Below are 16574 nucleotides of genomic sequence, written 5' to 3'. Positions count from 1 at the left end.
CATGACGCAGAACCCGAATCTGGCGGCACTGTACGAGGCGGGCGTCTCGGTCTGGCTCGACGACCTCTCCCGCACCCTGATCGAGTCCGGGAAGCTCAAGGAGCTCACCGAGACCGACTCCGTCACCGGTGTCACCACCAACCCCGCGATCTTCCAGGCGGCGCTGTCGAAGGGCACCGAGTACGCCTCGCAGGTGGCCGAGCTCGCGGGCCGCGGCGCCGACGTCGACCAGACGATCCGCACCGTCACCACCGACGACGTGCGCGCGGCGTGCGACGTGCTGGCCCCCGTGTACGAGGCCACGGGCGGCGTGGACGGCCGGGTCTCCATCGAGGTGGACCCGCGACTGGCCCACGACACCGAGGCCACCGTCGCGCAGGCCCTCGAGCTGCACAAGATCGTCGACCGCCCCAACGTGCTGATCAAGATCCCCGCGACCCTCGCGGGCCTGCCGGCGATCACTCGGGTGATCGCCGAGGGCGTCTCGGTGAACGTGACCCTGATCTTCTCGGTGGAGCGCCACCGCCAGGTCATGGATGCGTACCTGGACGGCCTGGAGGCCGCCGCCGCGGCGGGCCGGAACGTCTCCGAGATCTACTCGGTCGCTTCGTTCTTCGTGTCCCGCGTGGACACCGAGATCGACAAGCGCCTGGAGTCCACCGGAACCGACGAGGCGCTGGCCCTGCGCGGCCAGGCCGGCCTCGCCAACGCCCGCCTCGCGTACGCCGCGTACGAGGAGGTGTTCGGCGGCTCCCGGTTCGCCGCCATCGAGGGCGCGAACGTACAGCGCCCGCTGTGGGCGTCGACCGGCGTGAAGAACCCCGACTACCCGGACACCCTGTACGTCGCCGGCCTGATCGCGCCGAACACCGTCAACACGATGCCCGGCGCCACGATGGAGGCCTTCGCCGATCACGGCGAGGTCGTCGACGGCACGATCCTCGGCCGCGCCGAGGAGTCGCTGCAGGTGTTCGAGAACCTGCAGGGCGCCGGTATCGACCTGTCCGACGTCTTCGACCAGCTGGAGTCCGAGGGCGTCGAGAAGTTCGAGCAGGCGTGGCAGAAGCTGCTGGACGCCACCGCGGAGCAGCTCCGGGCCGAGGCCTGAGTTGAGCCGGGCGAACCCGCTTCGCGACCCGAGGGACCGGAGGCTCCCGCGCATCGCGGGCCCGTCGGCATTGGTGATCTTCGGTGTGACGGGCGACCTGTCGCGCCGGAAGCTGATGCCCGCGGTGTACGATCTGGCGAACCGCGGGCTGCTGCCTCCCGGATTCGCATTGGTCGGGTTCGCCCGCCGCTCGTGGAGTCACGAGGACTTCGCGGAGATCGTCCGCGACGCCGTGAAGCAGAACGCGCGCACCGAGTTCCGCGACGAGGTGTGGGATCGCCTCGCCGAGGGGATCCGGTTCGTGCAGGGCGTCTTCGACGATGACGACGCGTTCGACCGCCTCGCGGAGACCCTCCGCACGCTCGACGAGACGCGGGGCACGGGCGGCAATCACGCGTTCTACCTGTCGGTCCCGCCGGACGCCTTCCCCACGGTCTGCGAGCAGCTCAAGCGTTCCGGCCTGGCCGACGGTGCCGGCCCGAACGACCCCGAGGGCGGCTGGCGGCGCGTGGTGATCGAGAAGCCGTTCGGGCACGACCTCGAATCGGCGAAGAAGCTCAACGCCGTCGTCAACGACGTCTTCCCCGAGCAGTCGGTGTTCCGCATCGACCACTACCTCGGCAAGGAGACGGTGCAGAACATCCTGGCGCTGCGGTTCGCGAACCAGTTGTTCGAGCCGACGTGGAACAGCCACTACGTGGACCACGTGCAGATCACCATGGCCGAAGACATCGGCCTGGGCGGTCGTGCCGGGTACTACGACGGCATCGGCGCCGCGCGCGACGTGATCCAGAATCACCTGCTGCAGCTGATGGCGCTGGTCGCGATGGAGGAACCCACCAGCTTCCACCCGTCCGAACTGCAGTCCGAGAAGATCAAGGTGCTGTCGGCGGCCTCCCTCGTGGAGCCGCTCGACGAGACCTCGGCGCGTGGGCAGTACGGCCCCGGGTGGCAGGGCAGCGAGAAGGTGGTCGGACTGCTCCAGGAGGAGGGCTTCAGCCACACCTCCACCACCGAGACGTATGCGGCGATCACCGTCGAGATCGCGTCCCGCCGGTGGGCCGGCGTGCCGTTCTACCTGCGCACCGGCAAGCGGCTCGGCCGCCGGGTCACCGAGATCGCCCTGGTGTTCAAGCGCGCTCCGCACCTGCCGTTCGACGACACCATGACCGAGGAGCTGGGCCAGAACGCGCTCGTCATCCGCGTCCAGCCCGACGAGGGTGTCACGCTGCGGTTCGGCTCGAAGGTGCCCGGCAGCTCGATGGAGGTCCGCGACGTCAACATGGACTTCAGCTACGGCGAGGCGTTCACGGTGAGCTCGCCCGAGGCCTACGAGCGGCTGATCCTCGACGTGCTGCTGGGCGTGCCGTCGCTGTTCCCGGTGAACGCCGAGGTCGAACTGTCCTGGCGCATCCTCGATCCGGTGCTGGAGCACTGGGCCGCGAACGGGCGCCCCGAGGAGTACGAATCGGGCACGTGGGGCCCGTCGTCGGCCGACTCGATGCTGGCCCGGACCGGAAGGACGTGGCGCCGACCATGATTCTGGATCTCCCGGACACCTCGACCCAGGAAGTGTCGAAGAAACTCGTCCAGCTGCGCGAGACGGGCGGCGCGGTCACGCTCGGCCGCGTCCTCACCCTGATCATCTCCGCGGAGGAGGGCGAGCCGACGGAGAGCGCGATCGAAGCGACGAACGCCGCCTCGCGCGAGCACCCCTGCCGCGTCATCGTTCTCGCGCGGGGCTCACGCGGGGTGGAGGCGCGCTTGGACGCGCAGATCCGCGTCGGCGGCGACGCCGGAGCCTCCGAGGTGGTGGTGCTCCGGCTGTTCGGAGAGATGGCCGACCACGGCGCCTCCGTCGTGGTGCCGTTCCTGCTGCCGGACACCCCCGTCGTGGCGTGGTGGCCGGGCGCGGCGCCCGCGGTACCCGCGGACGACAAGGTGGGCCGCCTCGCCTCGCGGCGGATCACCGACTCGATGGAGGCCCCGGACGCGGTCGCGGCCCTGGAGCAGCGCCGAACCGGCTACACCCCGGGCGATTCCGATCTCGCGTGGTCGCGGATCACGCCCTGGCGCGCACTGTTGACGTCGGCGCTCGACCAGCCCCCGTACGACGAGGTCACCGGCGCGGAGGTCACCGGCCCCGCGGAGCGACCCGGCGTGGACCTGTTGGCGGGCTGGCTGCACGCGCAGCTCGGCGTCCCGGTCCGCCGGACCCTCGGCAGCTTCGGGGTGAAACTGGAGCGCACCGGCGGCCCGCTGCTCCTGGAGTTCGACCAGAACTCGACGGCTGTGCTCGTCCGCCCCGGTCAACCCGACGGCCGGGTCGCGTTGCGGCGCAGGGGCGTGGCGGCCAGCCTCGCCGAGGAGCTGCGCCGCCTGGACGACGACGTGATCTACTACAAGGCGCTCGGCGGCGTGGCCGGCGTCGACCGATCGGAGATGGTCTGATGACGGTGGCCCCCACCTCTGTCCGCAGGTTCGACGATGCCGACGGCCTGGTCGCGGCCGCCGCGAACGACCTGGTCGCGGTGATCGCCGAGGCGCAGGCCGACCGCGGCTTCGCCTCGATCGTGATCACGGGCGGCACCAACGGCAACGCGCTCTCGGACGCGCTGCGCGGCAGGGAGATCGACTGGACGCGCGTCGACGTGTTCTTCGGCGACGAGCGGTTCGTGCGGGACGGGTCCCCCGACCGGAACGAGCGGCAGGCGCGCGAGGCCCTCCTCGATCACGTGCCGGTGGATCCGGACAACCTCTACCGCTTCCCCGCCGCCGACGAGTTCAACGGCGACGGCGATCTGGCGGCCCGCGTGTACGCCGAGCGACTGGTGCAGAACGCGCAGCGGCGCGGTAACGCGGTACGGGCCGGGGCCGGTGTCGTGCCGCAGTTCGACGTGCACCTCCTGGGCATGGGCGGTGAGGGACACATCAATTCGCTGTTCCCGCACACCCCCGCCGTCCGCGAGAGCGAGGACACCGTGGTGTCGGTGACGGACTCCCCGAAGCCTCCGCCCAAGCGCCTCACCCTGACGCTACCGGCGATCTGCGCGGCCCGCCGGGTCTGGTTCCTCGTGTCGGGCGCGGAGAAATCGCAGGCGGTGTTCGCGGGCGTCGGCGGCGCCAGCCCCGACGACTGGCCCTGCGCCGGTGCGCACGGGACTCTCGAAACCGTGTGGTACGTGGACGAATCCGCGGCGGCGGACCTCCCCCGCTAGTCGGCGGGACTCAAGACTGTTCGAGGACGATCGTGGGGAGCCCCAGCGCGGGATCCTTGATCGTCGCGACCCGGGTACCGGGCTTCGCACCCCGGCGGACCTCACTCATCGTGACGCCCGCTCCGGTGAGGCGCTCGACGGTGGCGTCGGCGTCGGCGGTGCGGTAGGCGATGCCCCACAGCGCATCCGGCCCCGACGGATCCGCGGTGTCGCCCTCCGTCAGCACGACCTCGACGAGCAGGTCTCCGCGGCGGAGGAACAACTGATGCACGCCCCAGGACTGCACGCGGTCGAGCCGGAGGTCGAAATCGAGCCGCCCGCACAGGGTCGCGATGATGCGGTCCCGGTTCGGCGAGGTCAGCACCAGGTGGTCCACGGCCTGGATCTCGGCGCCGGGCCGCGCCCCGGCGGGCACCGTCGGGCCGGAGAGTCCGAGGGTGAGCCCCGCTGCGGCCGCGGCGAACCCGCGGTCACCGACCTGTTCGACGGGCAGACCCCGGCGGCCCGCGAGGCGTGCGCCCTCGGCCGGGTCGTCGGTGGCCACGAGCAGCCCTGAGGAGCCCGCCCAGGCGGGCGAACCCACGACCACGTCCACGCCGCCGACCGCGTACTCGGCGGCTTCATCCGCGGCGAGGAGCCGGGCATGGGCGGCGCGCGAGGCGGCGGGGACGTCGGCGATCAGGAGGTCACGGGCTTCCGGCACGGTGCTCACACCGCCATCCTGCCTCACGCCGCTCAGGCCGGCCGGGTCCCCTGGTCGGCCGCCCAGGCGTCGCCGGCGGCCTTGTACTCGGCGACCACTCCGTTGAGCAGGATGTCACCGGCGCCGATGGAGGGTTTCGACTCCGCGAGGTCGATCACCGTACGGACGACGGCCCCGTTGTCGACGGCCTTGGCGGTCGCAGTCGCGGCACCGTCGAGTTTCGCGCCGGCCACCCGGAGCGCCTTGACCGCGTCGCCCAAGGTTCCGAGCCTGCTCGTGAGCGCTTGGAGCTTGCCGGTGAGCGTGCGCAGCAGGCCTGCGAACTTCTGCGCCAGCGCCGTTGCGCGAAGAACGATGGTGTTGGTCGCCCCCACCACCGACGCCCCGCCCGTGGGGACCGAGGCCGCCGCGCCGGCGGCCCACGTGGCGACCGCCCATGCGCACAATTTCGAGAGCTCGTCCCGGATGAAGTTCCGCACCTCTTCGACGAGCCCGCCGGCGAACGCCAGCGTGGATGCGGCGGACCGGGCGGATTCGCTGAGCGCGTCGCTGCTGACCGCGAGCCTCGCCGTCGCCGCGCGGTACGCGTTCCCGTCCGACCCGGACCACCCGGAGGCGGTGGCCCCACCCGCGTTCTCGACGGTCGACGACACAGCCGCGAGGGGCGCGGCCACCTGCTTCTCCCAGGTGTCGGTGAGGTCGTCGATGGCGTCCGGATTCCCGGACACCGCGTCGAGGCTGGACTTCAACGCCGGCACGTGCTCGAAGATCCATCCGACGCCGGAGGCGAAGAACGTCCCGACGGGGTCGGTGACGATTTCCTGGACGGCGATCCCGCCGGTGAAGACGTTGCCCGCGAACTGCATCGGATTCTGCTCGGCGAGTCCTTCCACGGCCTCGTACACGGATTCGGCGAGGGGCACGCCCTTCGTGGCGTCGTCGATGGTCTCGGTGATGCTCATGATCCGGCCGATCCGGTGATCGCGGACGCGCCGCCGCTGTCGGTGTCGGTATCCGCCTGGATGTTGCGGAGGAAGTCCGCCCGGTGCTGCTCCACCTCGGCCTTGTGCCGCGTGATCGCGTCGCGCACATCGTCCAGGGTGCGGTTGACGTCAGGGACCAGCGTGGAGGCGAACAGCGCACCGAAGTCCATGCCGCCCACCCGCTTGGTCGCGGCGGCGCCGGCCGTACACACCGTTGCCGCGACGGTGGACAGCGCCCTCTGGTGCGCTTCGACGGTTCCCGGCTCGAGCTCGAAGTCGGTCACGGCTCCCCCGACCCCGAGTTCCACACATCGGTCGTGTCGATGTCCGGGTAGTACTGCGAGGCGATCGAGTGGACCTCCCCGGCTGCGTGATTCTCAGCCAGGGAGGCCGCGGCCATGATCTCCGCGCCCAGAGCGTCCCCCGACAGCTCCATGGCGCGCCCCGCGATCACCACCCCCGTGAGCCGTCCCCCCAGACCGACGGTGACTCGCACATCCCCCCGTGCGCCCGTCCCCGTCCCCCGCACTCGGGCCAGGAGCTCACGAACCTCGACGGCCCGGTCGTGCACCACCTCCGCTTCTGCGGCGTCCGACCAGACCTGCGGTGTCGTCTCCAACTCGTTCCCCCGATCTCGTTGGTTTTTCGTCCGCATCAATTAGACGCACCAACTCGGCGAACGGTTCCACATTCGTGTCACCGCAGGTGGGAGGGCCACAACTCAGCGCAGCACGGCAGCGAGCTGGTTGGCGAGCCAGTGCTCGTAGTCGTCGAGCGGCCACCCGCACCGGGTGACGAGACGCTCGTAGACCTCGGGCGAATTGAGTGTCCACGCCACGTCGATCGCCCGCTCGAGCGGCACCGCGTCGGGTAGCCCGTGGGCGCGTTGCAGCGCGGTCATCGCGTGGGTCGTGCCCAGGCGGCGTTCCTGGTCGATGGCCCGGAGGAAGGACCGCAACGACTCGTCGCGGCCGCCTGCGGTGAGGAGCCGGCCGAGCAAGCCCCCGACTCGGGAGTTGATGTCGCGGCACCAGTGCGCGTAGGCGCGGAGGAACGCCGGCCTGTCGGTGGCCAGTGAGAGCGCGCGGAAGGCGGGCCGCTCGCTCATCGGGACGGGCTCGGCGTCGCCCGCGAGCACCACGTCGTAGCAGGCCTTGACCACGGCGGCCTTGTCTCCGACGGAGTTGTAGATGGTCTGTGGGCTGACGCCGGCCGCGCGCGCCAGGCTCGCGATGGTCATCTCGTCGTACCCGCCCTCGAGCAGGATCGTCCGCGCCGCGTCGAGGATCGCCGCGCGCGTCTCCTCCGCGGCGCGCTTGCGCCCGGAGTTGTCGTAGTTGCGCGTGCTTCGGACCATTGCCGTCATCGTGCCATATCGCTTAGAATCACATTCCAATGGAATCAGATTCCATCGAAACTGGAGGTAATCATGAGCAACGAGGCCATGGGGGCGGCACGCGCACTGTTCGCCGCGATCAACACGGGCGACCTGTCGCGGCTCGGCGACCTGGTCACGGACGATTTCGTGGACCACGGATCACCGTTCCCCATCCCGCCCGGACCGGAGGGCTTCCGCCGCATCCTGACGTGGGTGAGCGGCACCCTGCGGCTGCGCTACGAGATCGAGGACGTCATCGAGACCGACGACCGGATCGTCGTTCGGGCGACGGGCCGCGGCATCGGCGTCCCCGAGGTCCACGGGCCGATCGCCGCCGGGAAGCCGTTCGCAATGACCACCGTGCACGTCTACCGCACCGAAGGCGACCGCCTGGCCGAACACTGGGGCGTGCGCGACGAGCTCGGGGCGATGGTGCAGATGGGCGCGGTCCCCGCTCCGGATCCCGCCGCGCTCGCCTGAGCGACCTGCGACTACACCACAAACCAGGCACCCGTGCTTGTTTTCCACTGTGCGGGTCTGATTTAGTGAGTCGGCAACCCTCGCAGAAAGGTGGTCACCGACATGGCCGCACGCCGCCGTCCGAGCTGGATGAACGACGAGCTCGACGCCCTCCGCGACCTCGCGGACAAGTTCCTGGCGAAGGAACTCACCCCCAACATCGAGAAGTACGCCGAGCAGCACCACGTGGACCGCGACCTGTGGAACAAGGCCGGCGACCTGGGCCTGCTGTGCCTGTCCATCCCCGAGGAGTACGGCGGCGGTGGCGGCGACTTCCGCCACGAGGCCGTCCTGATCGCCGCGCAGGCGCAGGCCTTCGACACCAGCTGGGGCGTCTCGCTGCACAACGGCATCGTCGCGCATTACATCCTCGCGTACGGCACCGAGGAGCAGAAGAAGACGTGGCTGCCCAAGATGGCCTCGGGCGAGGCCGTCGGCGCCATCGCGATGACGGAGCCCGGCACCGGTTCGGACCTGCAGAACGTCAAGACCCGTGCCATCAAGTCCGGCGACGAGTACGTGATCAACGGCAGCAAGACGTTCATCACCAACGGCCAGCAGGCCGACCTGATCGTCGTGGTCTGCAAGACCAACCCGGACGAGGGCGCCGCGGGCATCTCGCTGGTCCTGGTCGAGGCCGACCGCGAGGGCTTCCGCCGCGGCAAGGTTCTCAACAAGATCGGCCAGAAGGGCCAGGACACGTCGGAGCTGTTCTTCGACGACGTCCACGTCCCGGTCGCGAACCTGCTCGGCGACCAGGAGGGCCTCGGCTTCTACCAGCTCATGCAGCAGCTGCCGCAGGAGCGCCTCATCATCGGCCAGGCCTGTGTCGCCGGCATGGAGGTCATCTTCGAGGAGACCCTGCGCTACACCAAGGAGCGGGAGGCCTTCGGCCGCCCCGTCTTCGGGTTCCAGAACACCAAGTTCAAACTCGCCGAGGCGCTCACGGAGACCACGATCGCGCGCGTCTTCGTGGACGACTGCATCGAGAAGCACGTCAAGGGCGAGCTCGACATCCCGACGGTGGCCATGGCCAAGTGGTGGACGTCCGACACCGCACAGAACGTCGCGAGCGAGTGCCTGCAGCTGTTCGGCGGCTACGGGTACATGGCCGAGTACCCCGTCGCCCGGTTCTGGGCCGACAACCGCGTCCAGATGATCTACGCGGGCACCAACGAGATCATGAAGGAGATCATCGCCCGCACCCTCTGACGGGCGGGTCTCCACGCAGTACCCACGCGGGGCGTCGCGGTCATCGGACCGCGGCGCCCCGCGCGTCTCGCTACGATCATCGCGAGTGCGGCGGAGGGGCGGACATGACGGGCGAGGGCGAGCGCAGCGGAACCAGGCTGGGGCCGTATTCCATCGGGCGGCTGTTGGGTCGCGGCGGCATGGGCGAGGTGTACCTCGCGCACGACGAGCAGCGGGGCCGCGACGTGGCGCTCAAGGTGCTGCACCTCTCGGCCGCGCAGGATCCGCAGTTCCGCGAACGGTTCACCCGCGAATCCCGGACCGTCGCGAAACTGGCGGACCCGCACGTCATCCCGATCCACGACTTCGGCGAGATCGACGGCGTGCTCTTCATCGACATGCGGCTCGTGGAGGGGCGCAACCTCGCGGAGGTGCTGCGCGACGGTCCGCTGCCGCCGGCCCGGGCCGTCGCCCTCGTCGAACAGGTGGCGGGCGCGCTGGACGCCGCGCACGCCCGCGGCCTCGTGCACCGGGACGTCAAGCCCGCCAACATCGAGCTCACCGAGGCCGGATTCCCGTACCTCCTGGATTTCGGCCTCGCCGTGGCCGATACGCAGTCCCGGATGACCTCGGCGGGTGTGTTCGTGGGGTCGCAGGCGTACGCGGCGCCGGAGCGGTTCGACGGGGATTCCGCGACGGTCGCGAGCGACGTCTACTCGCTCACCTGCGTCCTGTTCGAGGCGCTCACGGGCCATCCGCCGTACCGGGGCGAGAGCCTGGGCGTGATGCTCAAGCAGCACCTCACCGCTCCCGTCCCGCGCCCCTCCGCGCAGGCCCCGGTTCCCGCCGCGATGGACTCGGTCATCGCCACGGGCATGGCCAAGGATCCCGCGGAACGGTTCGGGAGCTGCGGCGCGCTCGCCGCCGCGGCCCTCGACGCGCTCGACGGTCACAGCGTCGACGCGCCCGTGCCGCCGTCGGAGTACGACCCGACGATCATCCGCCCGGCGCCCGCATCGTCGGACCCGACGGTGATCTCGCATCCCTTCCCGGTGCAACCGACCACGCCCCACCTGTCTGCTCCTCCCCCGTCCTACCCGGCCGCGCCGTCGTACCCGCCCGCGCCGCCGTATCGGGCCGCCCCGTCGTACCCGGCCGCACCGCAGGGCTCCTATCCGCAGCCGCCGCGGCCGAACCGGCTGGTGCCGGTCCTCGCGGTCGTGGCGGCCGTCCTCGTCGGTGCCACCGCCGTTCTCGGCTACGTCGCCCTCCGCGGGGGCGATTCGACTCCGGCCGCGTCGACGGAGACGGTGACCGCGACCGCGGCGTCGCAGCCGACCACGGGCGGCACCGCCACGACGACGGAGCCCGCAACCACATCGTCAGCGGCCGCCGACCCGCTCGCGGCCCTGCGGGCCCGCGCCGCGGCCGACCGGCCGGTGGTCGAGGCGACGCTCAACGACCGCTGGGTGGTCCAGCTCGCATCCAAGTACTCCGGCGTGATCGACCGGGGAAAAACATGGCTCGACGCCGACATCCTCGCCGAGATCGCCGCGTACGACCGGCGTTACGGCGCGATCCGGGTCCTCTCGAACTACGACTGGCCGGTGTACGACAGCACCCGGCAAGTCTGGATCACGATCTACGCGGGAGCCGGCTGGGATTCGGCAGAGCCCGCACTGGCGTGGTGTCTCCAGCAGAACTACGACAGGGACCACTGCGCGGCGAAGCTCATCTCCACCACCCATCCGGTGGCCGGAAGTTCCCGCTACAACGAGTGATCAGCGCTCCAGCGGCGTCATCGGGCGCTGCACCGCGGGCACGGCGAGCGCCAGCACGCCGCGGATGACGCCCTTGACGATGTCGACGTTGTCGAAGTAGTCCCGCCACAGCACGATCCGTCCGTCGCGGACGTCGAACCGCCCGCAGACCCAGAACCGGACGGCCAGCGGCCCCACGCGCAGTTCGTCCACGCGCTCGGTGAGAACGGTGCCGTTCTCGGCCGCCGACGAGATGATCTCCACACCGAATCCCAGGCCGGGGCGGCTCAGCAGCCGGATCACGCCGCCGGCGCGCCGCTTGCCGCGCACTGTGGGCAGCCCGACGTTCGTGTACACCACGTCCTCGTCGAACGCGGCGATCGCCTCGTCGACGCGCGCGTCGGCCATATCCGCCAGGAACTTCCGGACGATCGCCTGATCGTCGAGTACCGAAACCTCAGTCATGGCCCGACAATACCGCGCCGGCCGCGTCCCGTCGTCCTCCCCGAGTAGGAGAAATCGGAACAGGTTCTCGCGGCCGCGCGGCGGAGTCGCACTCCCCTAGCCCGAGTTCCGCAGAGCGGTGGCCAGGCCGTTCATCGTGAGCAGGATCCCCCGTTGCACCAGCGGGTCCTCGTCGCCCGCGCGGTACCGCCGGAGGAGCTCCACCTGGAGGTGGTTGAGCGGCTCCAGGTACGGGAACCGGTTGAACACCGACCGCTTGAGGGCGGCGTTGTCGGCCAGCAGATCGTCGGTCTCGGTGATCGCGAAGTACATCTCGATGGTGCGCCGGTGCTCGTCGGCGATCTTGCCGAACACCCGCTCGCGGAGCGCCTGATCGGGAACCAGTGCCGCGTACCGGGCGGCGAGCCCGAGGTCCGACTTCGCGAGCACCTGCGCCATGTTGGACAGAACGCTGCGGAAGAACGGCCACCGCTTGTACAACTCGCGCAGGCGGCCCAGGCGCGCGGGATCGTCGCCGATCCACCGCTCGAACGCCGTTCCGGTTCCGTAGAACCCGGGCAGCATGACCCGGGAGAGGGACCACGCCATCACCCACGGGATGGCCCGCAGATCGGAGATCTTCGACGTCTGCTTACGGGAGCTGGGCCGCGACCCGATGTTGAGCGAGCCGATCTCCTCGACGGGCGTCGACAGCCTGAAGTAGTCGACGAATCCGTCGGTGCGGTGCACCAGGTCGCCGTAGGCCTCGCGGGCCATGGCCGCCAGCTCGTCGAGCACCGCGTAGGCCTCGTCGGCGTCGTCGCCGAGCCCCTCCACGTCGAGCAGCGAGGACTCCAGAGTCGCGGCCACGAGCGATTCGAGGTTGCGGGTGGCCAGGGCCGGCTCCGCGTACTTCGCCGCGATGATCTCGCCCTGCTCGGTGAGGCGCAGCGAACCGCGTACGGCGCCGGGCGGCTGCGCGAGGATCGCGTCGTAGCTGGGACCGCCGCCGCGGCCGACGGTTCCGCCGCGGCCGTGGAAGAGCCGCAACGTGATCCCCGATTCCCGGGCCATGGCCACGAGATCGAGCTCAGCCCGGTACAGCGCCCAGTTCGCGGCGAGGTAGCCGCCGTCCTTGTTGGAATCGCTGTAGCCCAGCATGATCTCCTGCAGCCCGCCCTTGCCGTCGACGAGCGATCGGTACACCGGCACCTGGAACGCCGCGCGCATGGTCGCCGCGCCCTGCTGCAGGTCCTCGATGGTCTCGAACAGCGGAACGATGTTCACGGGGCACTCCGCCTCGCCACCGGAGCCCGGCCGCAGCAGCCCGGCCTCCTTGAGCAGCACCGCGGCCTCCAGCAGGTCGGAGACCGAGGTGCACATCGAGATGATGTAGTTCGGGATCGATCCCGCGCCGAGGTTCTGCACGGCGCGGGCCGCGGCGCGCAGCACGCCCAGTTCTTTTGTCGTCTGCTCACCGAACTCGGCGCCCGGGCCCACCAGCGGCCGGCGCAGTCGCAGTTCGTCGCTCAGCAGCCGCACCCGCTCGTCCTCACCGAGGGACGCGTAGTCGGGATGCACACCGGCCCACGCGAAGAGCTCCGCGATCGTCTCCTCGTGGACATCGGAGTTCTGCCGCATGTCGAGGCCCGAGAGGTGGAACCCGAAGGTGTTCACGGCCTCCCGCAAGTCCTGCAGCCGGTCGTCGGCGATCAGCCCGTCACCGCCGGCGCGCAGGGACGCGTCCACCACGCCGAGGTCGCGGAGCAGCTCCGACGGTGCGCCGTAGCGCTCCGCTCCGATGTCGGTGCGGTCGTCCAACGACTCGTCGAGCAACGCGTCCGCGGTCGCGGTGAGCCTTCCGCGGATCCCGTGCAGCGCGCGCCGGTAGGGCTCGTCGGCGCGCTTGGGCGACGGGTCCCAATCGGCGAGCGCGACCAGCTCGTCGGAGACCGTGGTGAGCCGCGCGCTGAGGGCGAGCTCCTGCTCGAGCGTGAGCAGTTCCCGCAGGTAGTGCTGGATCGCCGTGGCGGCCGCCCGGCGGGAGGCCATGGTGACCACCTCACCGGTGACGTTCGGGTTGCCGTCGCGGTCGCCGCCGATCCAGGATCCGGGGCGGACGATCGGGTCGGACAGGAGCGACGGTGCGCCGGGGTACAGCTCACGCAGCCGGATCCGGGCCTCCCGGTTGATCCGCGGCATCACCTCGAGGAACGCCGCGTCGAAGTAGCGGAGGCCGTTCTCGATCTCGTCCTGGATGCGCAACCGCTCGAGGCGGACCAGCGCGGTGTCCCACAGGGTCAGCACGTGCCGGCGCAGCGCCCGCTGCACCTGCTCCTCCTCCCGGGGATCCAGCTCCGTGCGGCCGCGGTAACGCATCAGTTCCGTGATGCGGTGCTGTGTGTCGAACACGGTGCGCCGCCGCGTCTCGGTCGGATGGGCCGTGATCACCGGGACGACCAACGCGTGCCGGAGAGCGGCCTGCACCGCGGAACCGTCGAGCCCCGCTTCCTCCAGCAGGCCGTAGGTGTGTGCGAGAGAGGACTCCTGGGGCGGCTCGCCCGCGCGGACGTGGATCGCGCGGCGACGCTCGCGATGCAGGTCCTCAGCGAGGTTGGCGAGAAGGGCGAAATGCGAGAACGCCCGGATCACGGGCACGGCCTCCGCTGTGGGGACACCGGCGAACATCGCAGCCAACTGCTCCCGGTCGATCTCGGACCGGCGGACCGCGAAGGATTCCTGCCGGGCCTTCTCCACGAGGTCGAAGATCTGCTCACCGGACTGCTCGCGGACGGTGTCGCCGAGGATCCCGCCGAGGAGCCGGATGTCGTCGCGGAGGGGTTCGGTCGCGGCGCGTGCGGGCTCAGTCATGCCCATGATTATGCCGGTGGAGTACGCAGAAGGCGCCGCGAGCCCCCTGGGTTCGCGGCGCCCTCCGAGAGGCAGATGTTTACGTACTGAGCTTGATGCTCAGGGTGACGCCGACGATGCAGATCGTCCAGACCAGGCCGACGAAGATCGTCACGCGGTCGAGGTTCTTCTCCACCACGGACGAGCCGGACAGGGACGACTGCACGCCACCGCCGAACAGCGACGACAGGCCTCCGCCCTTGCCGCGGTGGAGCAGGACGAGCACCACCAGCAGCACGCTCAGCACGATGATGGCGATCTTGAGCACCAGCTGCAAAGTTTCCACGAGGAGCCAGTCTACCTTCCGCTCAGAGCGGGCCGCCGGCGGCGATGGCACTCAGCGCGGCGAACTCGTCCGGCTTGAGCGACGCGCCGCCCACCAGGCCGCCGTCGACGTCGGGCTGGGCGATCAGATCGCCCACGTTCTTGCTGCTCACGGAGCCGCCGTAGAGGACGCGGATACCCGCCGCCACCTCGTCGCCACCGATCTCGGCGATGGTGGCGCGTACCGCGGCGCACACCTCCTGCGCGTCCGCCGGCGTGGCGACCTTGCCGGTGCCGATCGCCCAGACGGGCTCGTACGCGATGACCGTCTTGCTCAGTTCCTCCGCGGTGAGACCCGCGAGCGAGCCCTTGAGCTGCTCCACGTTGTACTCGACCTGGTTTCCCTGCTCCCTGATGTCGAGCCCCTCGCCGATGCACACGATGGGCGTCAGCCCGTGCCGCAGCGCCGCCTTGGTCTTCTCCAGGACGATCTCGTTCGTCTCGCCGTGGATGGTGCGCCGTTCGCTGTGCCCGATCACGACGTAGGTGCAGCCGAGCTTCGCGAGGAACGCGCCCGAGATGTCACCGGTGTAGGCGCCCGCGTCGTGCGGCGACAGATCCTGCGCGCCGTACGTGATCTTCAGGTCGTCGCCGTCCACCGCGGTCTGCACCGAGCGCAGGTCGGTGAACGGCGGGATCACCGTCACGTCGACGTGCGCGAAGTACTTCTCCGGCAGCGCGAACGCCAGCTTCTGCACCACCGCGATCGCCTCGAGGTGGTTGAGGTTCATCTTCCAGTTGCCGGCGATGAGCGGTTTGCGGCTCATGCGTCACCCCTCTCCAGGACCTTCAGCCCCGGGAGCTCCTTGCCCTCGAGGTACTCCAGCGATGCGCCGCCGCCGGTCGAGATGTGGCTGAAGCCGTCCTCGTCCAGACCCAAGGTGCGCACGGCAGCGGCCGAATCGCCGCCGCCGACCACGGTGAAGGCCCCGTTGCTGGTGGCCCTGATGACGGCCTCGGCCACCGTCTTGGTGCCCGCGGCGAACGCGGGGAACTCGAACACGCCCATGGGGCCGTTCCAGAAGACCGTCTTGGCCTCGGTGAGAACGGAGCCGAAGCGCTTCGCGGACTCGGGACCGATGTCGAGGCCCATCCAGCCGTCCGGGATCGCGTCGGCCGGGACCGTCTCGGTCGCGGCGTCGGCGGCGAACGCATCGGCCGCCACCACGTCCACGGGCAGGTGCAGAACGTCGCCGAACTCCTCCAGCAACTGCTTGCAGGTGTCGATCTGATCCTCCTGCAGCAGCGATCCACCGACCGAGTAACCCTGCGCCGCAAGGAAGGTGAACGCCATGCCGCCGCCGATCACCAGGGTGTCGACCTTGGGGGCGAGGGCCCGGATCACGCCGAGCTTGTCGGACACCTTGGAGCCACCGAGAACCACCGCGTACGGACGCGAGGGGTTCTCGGTCAACTGCGCGAGGACGCGCACCTCGGCGTCGACGAGCCGGCCCGCGTAGGCCGGGAGAAGCGCCGCCACGTCGTACACCGACGCCTGCTTGCGGTGCACCACACCGAAACCGTCGGAGACGAACGCCCCCGGACCGGCGTGCGACGACACGTCGACCAGCTCGGCCAGGTCGCGGGCGAGCGCCGCGCGCTCGGCGTCGTCCTTGCTGGTCTCGCGGGCGTCGAAACGAACGTTCTCCAGGAGCAGGACGTCACCGTCGGTGAGGCCCTCCGCGCGGGCCAGGGCGTCCTGGCCGACGACGTCGCCCGCGAGCTGCACGTTGCGGCCCAGCTTCTCCCCCAGCGCGGCCGCCACGGGCGCGAGCGAGAACTGGGGATCCGGTTCGCCCTTGGGGCGGCCGAGGTGCGCGGTGACGATCACCTTGGCGCCCGCCTCGGCGAGCGCCTTGATGGTGGGCACCGATGCGACGATGCGACCGGCGTCGGTGATGCGGTCACCGTCGAGCGGCACGTTGAGGTCGCTGCGGACCAGGACCGTGCGGCCCTCGACCCCCTCGGCGAGCAGATCGGACAGCGTGGACACAGAACTCATAGTTGTGGTGTTCTCCCTTGGAACGTGTGGAAAC

The 16574-nt window shown here is 70.3% G+C and carries 17 protein-coding genes; 7 read left to right on the top strand and 10 right to left on the bottom strand.

Going from position 1 to position 16574, the window contains the following annotated elements; all coding sequences use genetic code 11:
• Position 1 precedes the first annotated feature (1 nt).
• The 4 genes from tal to pgl are packed head-to-tail and all read left to right on the top strand — an operon-like array spanning position 2 to position 4326.
• A complete protein-coding gene (gene tal / locus BN39_RS20740; RefSeq protein WP_019204369.1) occupies positions 2 to 1108 on the top strand; it encodes a transaldolase in 1107 nt (368 codons plus the stop codon).
• 1 nt (position 1109) lies between these two features.
• Positions 1110 to 2648: a glucose-6-phosphate dehydrogenase gene (gene zwf / locus BN39_RS20735; RefSeq protein WP_040768779.1), complete on the top strand. Its 1539-nt coding sequence runs from the start codon at positions 1110 to 1112 to the stop codon at positions 2646 to 2648.
• Positions 2645 to 3559 (top strand): glucose-6-phosphate dehydrogenase assembly protein OpcA, encoded by a 915-nt coding sequence (locus BN39_RS20730; protein WP_040769019.1) that lies wholly within the window; start codon positions 2645 to 2647, stop codon positions 3557 to 3559. The genes zwf and BN39_RS20730 overlap by 4 nt, the downstream gene beginning before the upstream one ends.
• Entirely contained in the window at positions 3559 to 4326 is a 768-nt protein-coding gene (gene pgl, locus BN39_RS20725; protein WP_019204366.1) for a 6-phosphogluconolactonase, read from the top strand. Before BN39_RS20730 ends, pgl begins: the two co-directional genes overlap by 1 nt.
• A 10-nt stretch (positions 4327 to 4336) precedes the next feature.
• On the opposite strand, the gene BN39_RS20720 is transcribed toward pgl, so the two are convergent.
• From BN39_RS20720 to BN39_RS20700, 5 genes are all read right to left on the bottom strand, one after another.
• Positions 4337 to 5038 (bottom strand): VOC family protein, encoded by a 702-nt coding sequence (locus BN39_RS20720; protein WP_019204365.1) that lies wholly within the window; start codon positions 5036 to 5038, stop codon positions 4337 to 4339.
• 23 nt (positions 5039 to 5061) lie between these two features.
• The gene (locus BN39_RS20715; protein ID WP_040768778.1) at positions 5062 to 5991 is read right to left on the bottom strand and encodes a hypothetical protein; all 930 of its coding nucleotides are present in this window, start codon (positions 5989 to 5991) and stop codon (positions 5062 to 5064) included.
• A complete protein-coding gene (locus BN39_RS20710; protein WP_148281549.1) occupies positions 5988 to 6296 on the bottom strand; it encodes a hypothetical protein in 309 nt (102 codons plus the stop codon). The genes BN39_RS20715 and BN39_RS20710 overlap by 4 nt, the downstream gene beginning before the upstream one ends.
• Complete coding sequence (locus tag BN39_RS20705; protein ID WP_019204363.1) at positions 6293 to 6631, bottom strand: hypothetical protein; 339 nt, start codon at positions 6629 to 6631, stop codon at positions 6293 to 6295. The genes BN39_RS20710 and BN39_RS20705 overlap by 4 nt, the downstream gene beginning before the upstream one ends.
• A 102-nt stretch (positions 6632 to 6733) precedes the next feature.
• Entirely contained in the window at positions 6734 to 7369 is a 636-nt protein-coding gene (locus BN39_RS20700; RefSeq protein WP_019204362.1) for a TetR/AcrR family transcriptional regulator, read from the bottom strand.
• 72 nt (positions 7370 to 7441) lie between these two features.
• Between BN39_RS20700 and BN39_RS20695 the strand changes: the two genes are divergently transcribed.
• The 3 genes from BN39_RS20695 (at position 7442) to BN39_RS20685 (ending at position 10881) form a co-directional block, all read left to right on the top strand.
• Positions 7442 to 7870 (top strand): ester cyclase, encoded by a 429-nt coding sequence (locus BN39_RS20695; protein WP_019204361.1) that lies wholly within the window; start codon positions 7442 to 7444, stop codon positions 7868 to 7870.
• 102 nt (positions 7871 to 7972) lie between these two features.
• Positions 7973 to 9121, top strand: a complete 1149-nt coding sequence (locus BN39_RS20690; RefSeq protein WP_040769015.1) for an acyl-CoA dehydrogenase family protein — start codon at positions 7973 to 7975, stop codon at positions 9119 to 9121.
• Between the two features lie 104 nt (positions 9122 to 9225).
• Positions 9226 to 10881, top strand: a complete 1656-nt coding sequence (locus tag BN39_RS20685) for a serine/threonine-protein kinase (RefSeq protein WP_040768777.1) — start codon at positions 9226 to 9228, stop codon at positions 10879 to 10881.
• Here BN39_RS20685 and BN39_RS20680 read toward each other — a convergent pair whose 3' ends face one another.
• The 5 genes from BN39_RS20680 to pgk all read right to left on the bottom strand — a co-directional run bounded on the left by BN39_RS20680 (position 10882) and on the right by pgk (position 16540).
• The gene (locus BN39_RS20680; RefSeq protein ID WP_019204359.1) at positions 10882 to 11325 is read right to left on the bottom strand and encodes a limonene-1,2-epoxide hydrolase family protein; all 444 of its coding nucleotides are present in this window, start codon (positions 11323 to 11325) and stop codon (positions 10882 to 10884) included. It lies immediately after the preceding gene.
• Between the two features lie 96 nt (positions 11326 to 11421).
• A complete protein-coding gene (gene ppc / locus BN39_RS20675; RefSeq protein WP_019204358.1) occupies positions 11422 to 14175 on the bottom strand; it encodes a phosphoenolpyruvate carboxylase in 2754 nt (917 codons plus the stop codon).
• Positions 14176 to 14254: 79 nt separating this feature from the next.
• Positions 14255 to 14491, bottom strand: a complete 237-nt coding sequence (secG, locus tag BN39_RS20670) for a preprotein translocase subunit SecG (protein WP_040768775.1) — start codon at positions 14489 to 14491, stop codon at positions 14255 to 14257.
• A gap of 31 nt (positions 14492 to 14522) precedes the next feature.
• Complete coding sequence (gene tpiA / locus BN39_RS20665; RefSeq protein ID WP_019204356.1) at positions 14523 to 15305, bottom strand: triose-phosphate isomerase; 783 nt, start codon at positions 15303 to 15305, stop codon at positions 14523 to 14525.
• A complete protein-coding gene (gene pgk, locus BN39_RS20660; protein ID WP_040768773.1) occupies positions 15302 to 16540 on the bottom strand; it encodes a phosphoglycerate kinase in 1239 nt (412 codons plus the stop codon). The genes tpiA and pgk overlap by 4 nt, the downstream gene beginning before the upstream one ends.
• Positions 16541 to 16574: the final 34 nt, after the last annotated feature.

Source organism: Tsukamurella sp. 1534 (assembly GCF_000312385.1).
Classification (GTDB): Bacteria; Actinomycetota; Actinomycetes; order Mycobacteriales; family Mycobacteriaceae; genus Tsukamurella.
This window is presented reverse-complemented; position numbering and strand designations above follow the sequence as displayed.

Coding starts and splice junctions, on each gene's coding strand:
- pgk (WP_040768773.1), bottom strand. CDS start 16,540: ATGAGTTCTGTGTCCACGCTGTCCGATCTGCTCGCCGAGGGGGTCGAG.
- BN39_RS20695 (WP_019204361.1), top strand. CDS start 7,442: ATGAGCAACGAGGCCATGGGGGCGGCACGCGCACTGTTCGCCGCGATC.
- tpiA (WP_019204356.1), bottom strand. CDS start 15,305: ATGAGCCGCAAACCGCTCATCGCCGGCAACTGGAAGATGAACCTCAAC.
- BN39_RS20715 (WP_040768778.1), bottom strand. CDS start 5,991: ATGAGCATCACCGAGACCATCGACGACGCCACGAAGGGCGTGCCCCTC.
- tal (WP_019204369.1), top strand. CDS start 2: ATGACGCAGAACCCGAATCTGGCGGCACTGTACGAGGCGGGCGTCTCG.
- BN39_RS20690 (WP_040769015.1), top strand. CDS start 7,973: ATGGCCGCACGCCGCCGTCCGAGCTGGATGAACGACGAGCTCGACGCC.
- BN39_RS20680 (WP_019204359.1), bottom strand. CDS start 11,325: ATGACTGAGGTTTCGGTACTCGACGATCAGGCGATCGTCCGGAAGTTC.
- ppc (WP_019204358.1), bottom strand. CDS start 14,175: ATGACTGAGCCCGCACGCGCCGCGACCGAACCCCTCCGCGACGACATC.
- BN39_RS20730 (WP_040769019.1), top strand. CDS start 2,645: ATGATTCTGGATCTCCCGGACACCTCGACCCAGGAAGTGTCGAAGAAA.
- pgl (WP_019204366.1), top strand. CDS start 3,559: ATGACGGTGGCCCCCACCTCTGTCCGCAGGTTCGACGATGCCGACGGC.
- BN39_RS20685 (WP_040768777.1), top strand. CDS start 9,226: ATGACGGGCGAGGGCGAGCGCAGCGGAACCAGGCTGGGGCCGTATTCC.
- BN39_RS20700 (WP_019204362.1), bottom strand. CDS start 7,369: ATGGTCCGAAGCACGCGCAACTACGACAACTCCGGGCGCAAGCGCGCC.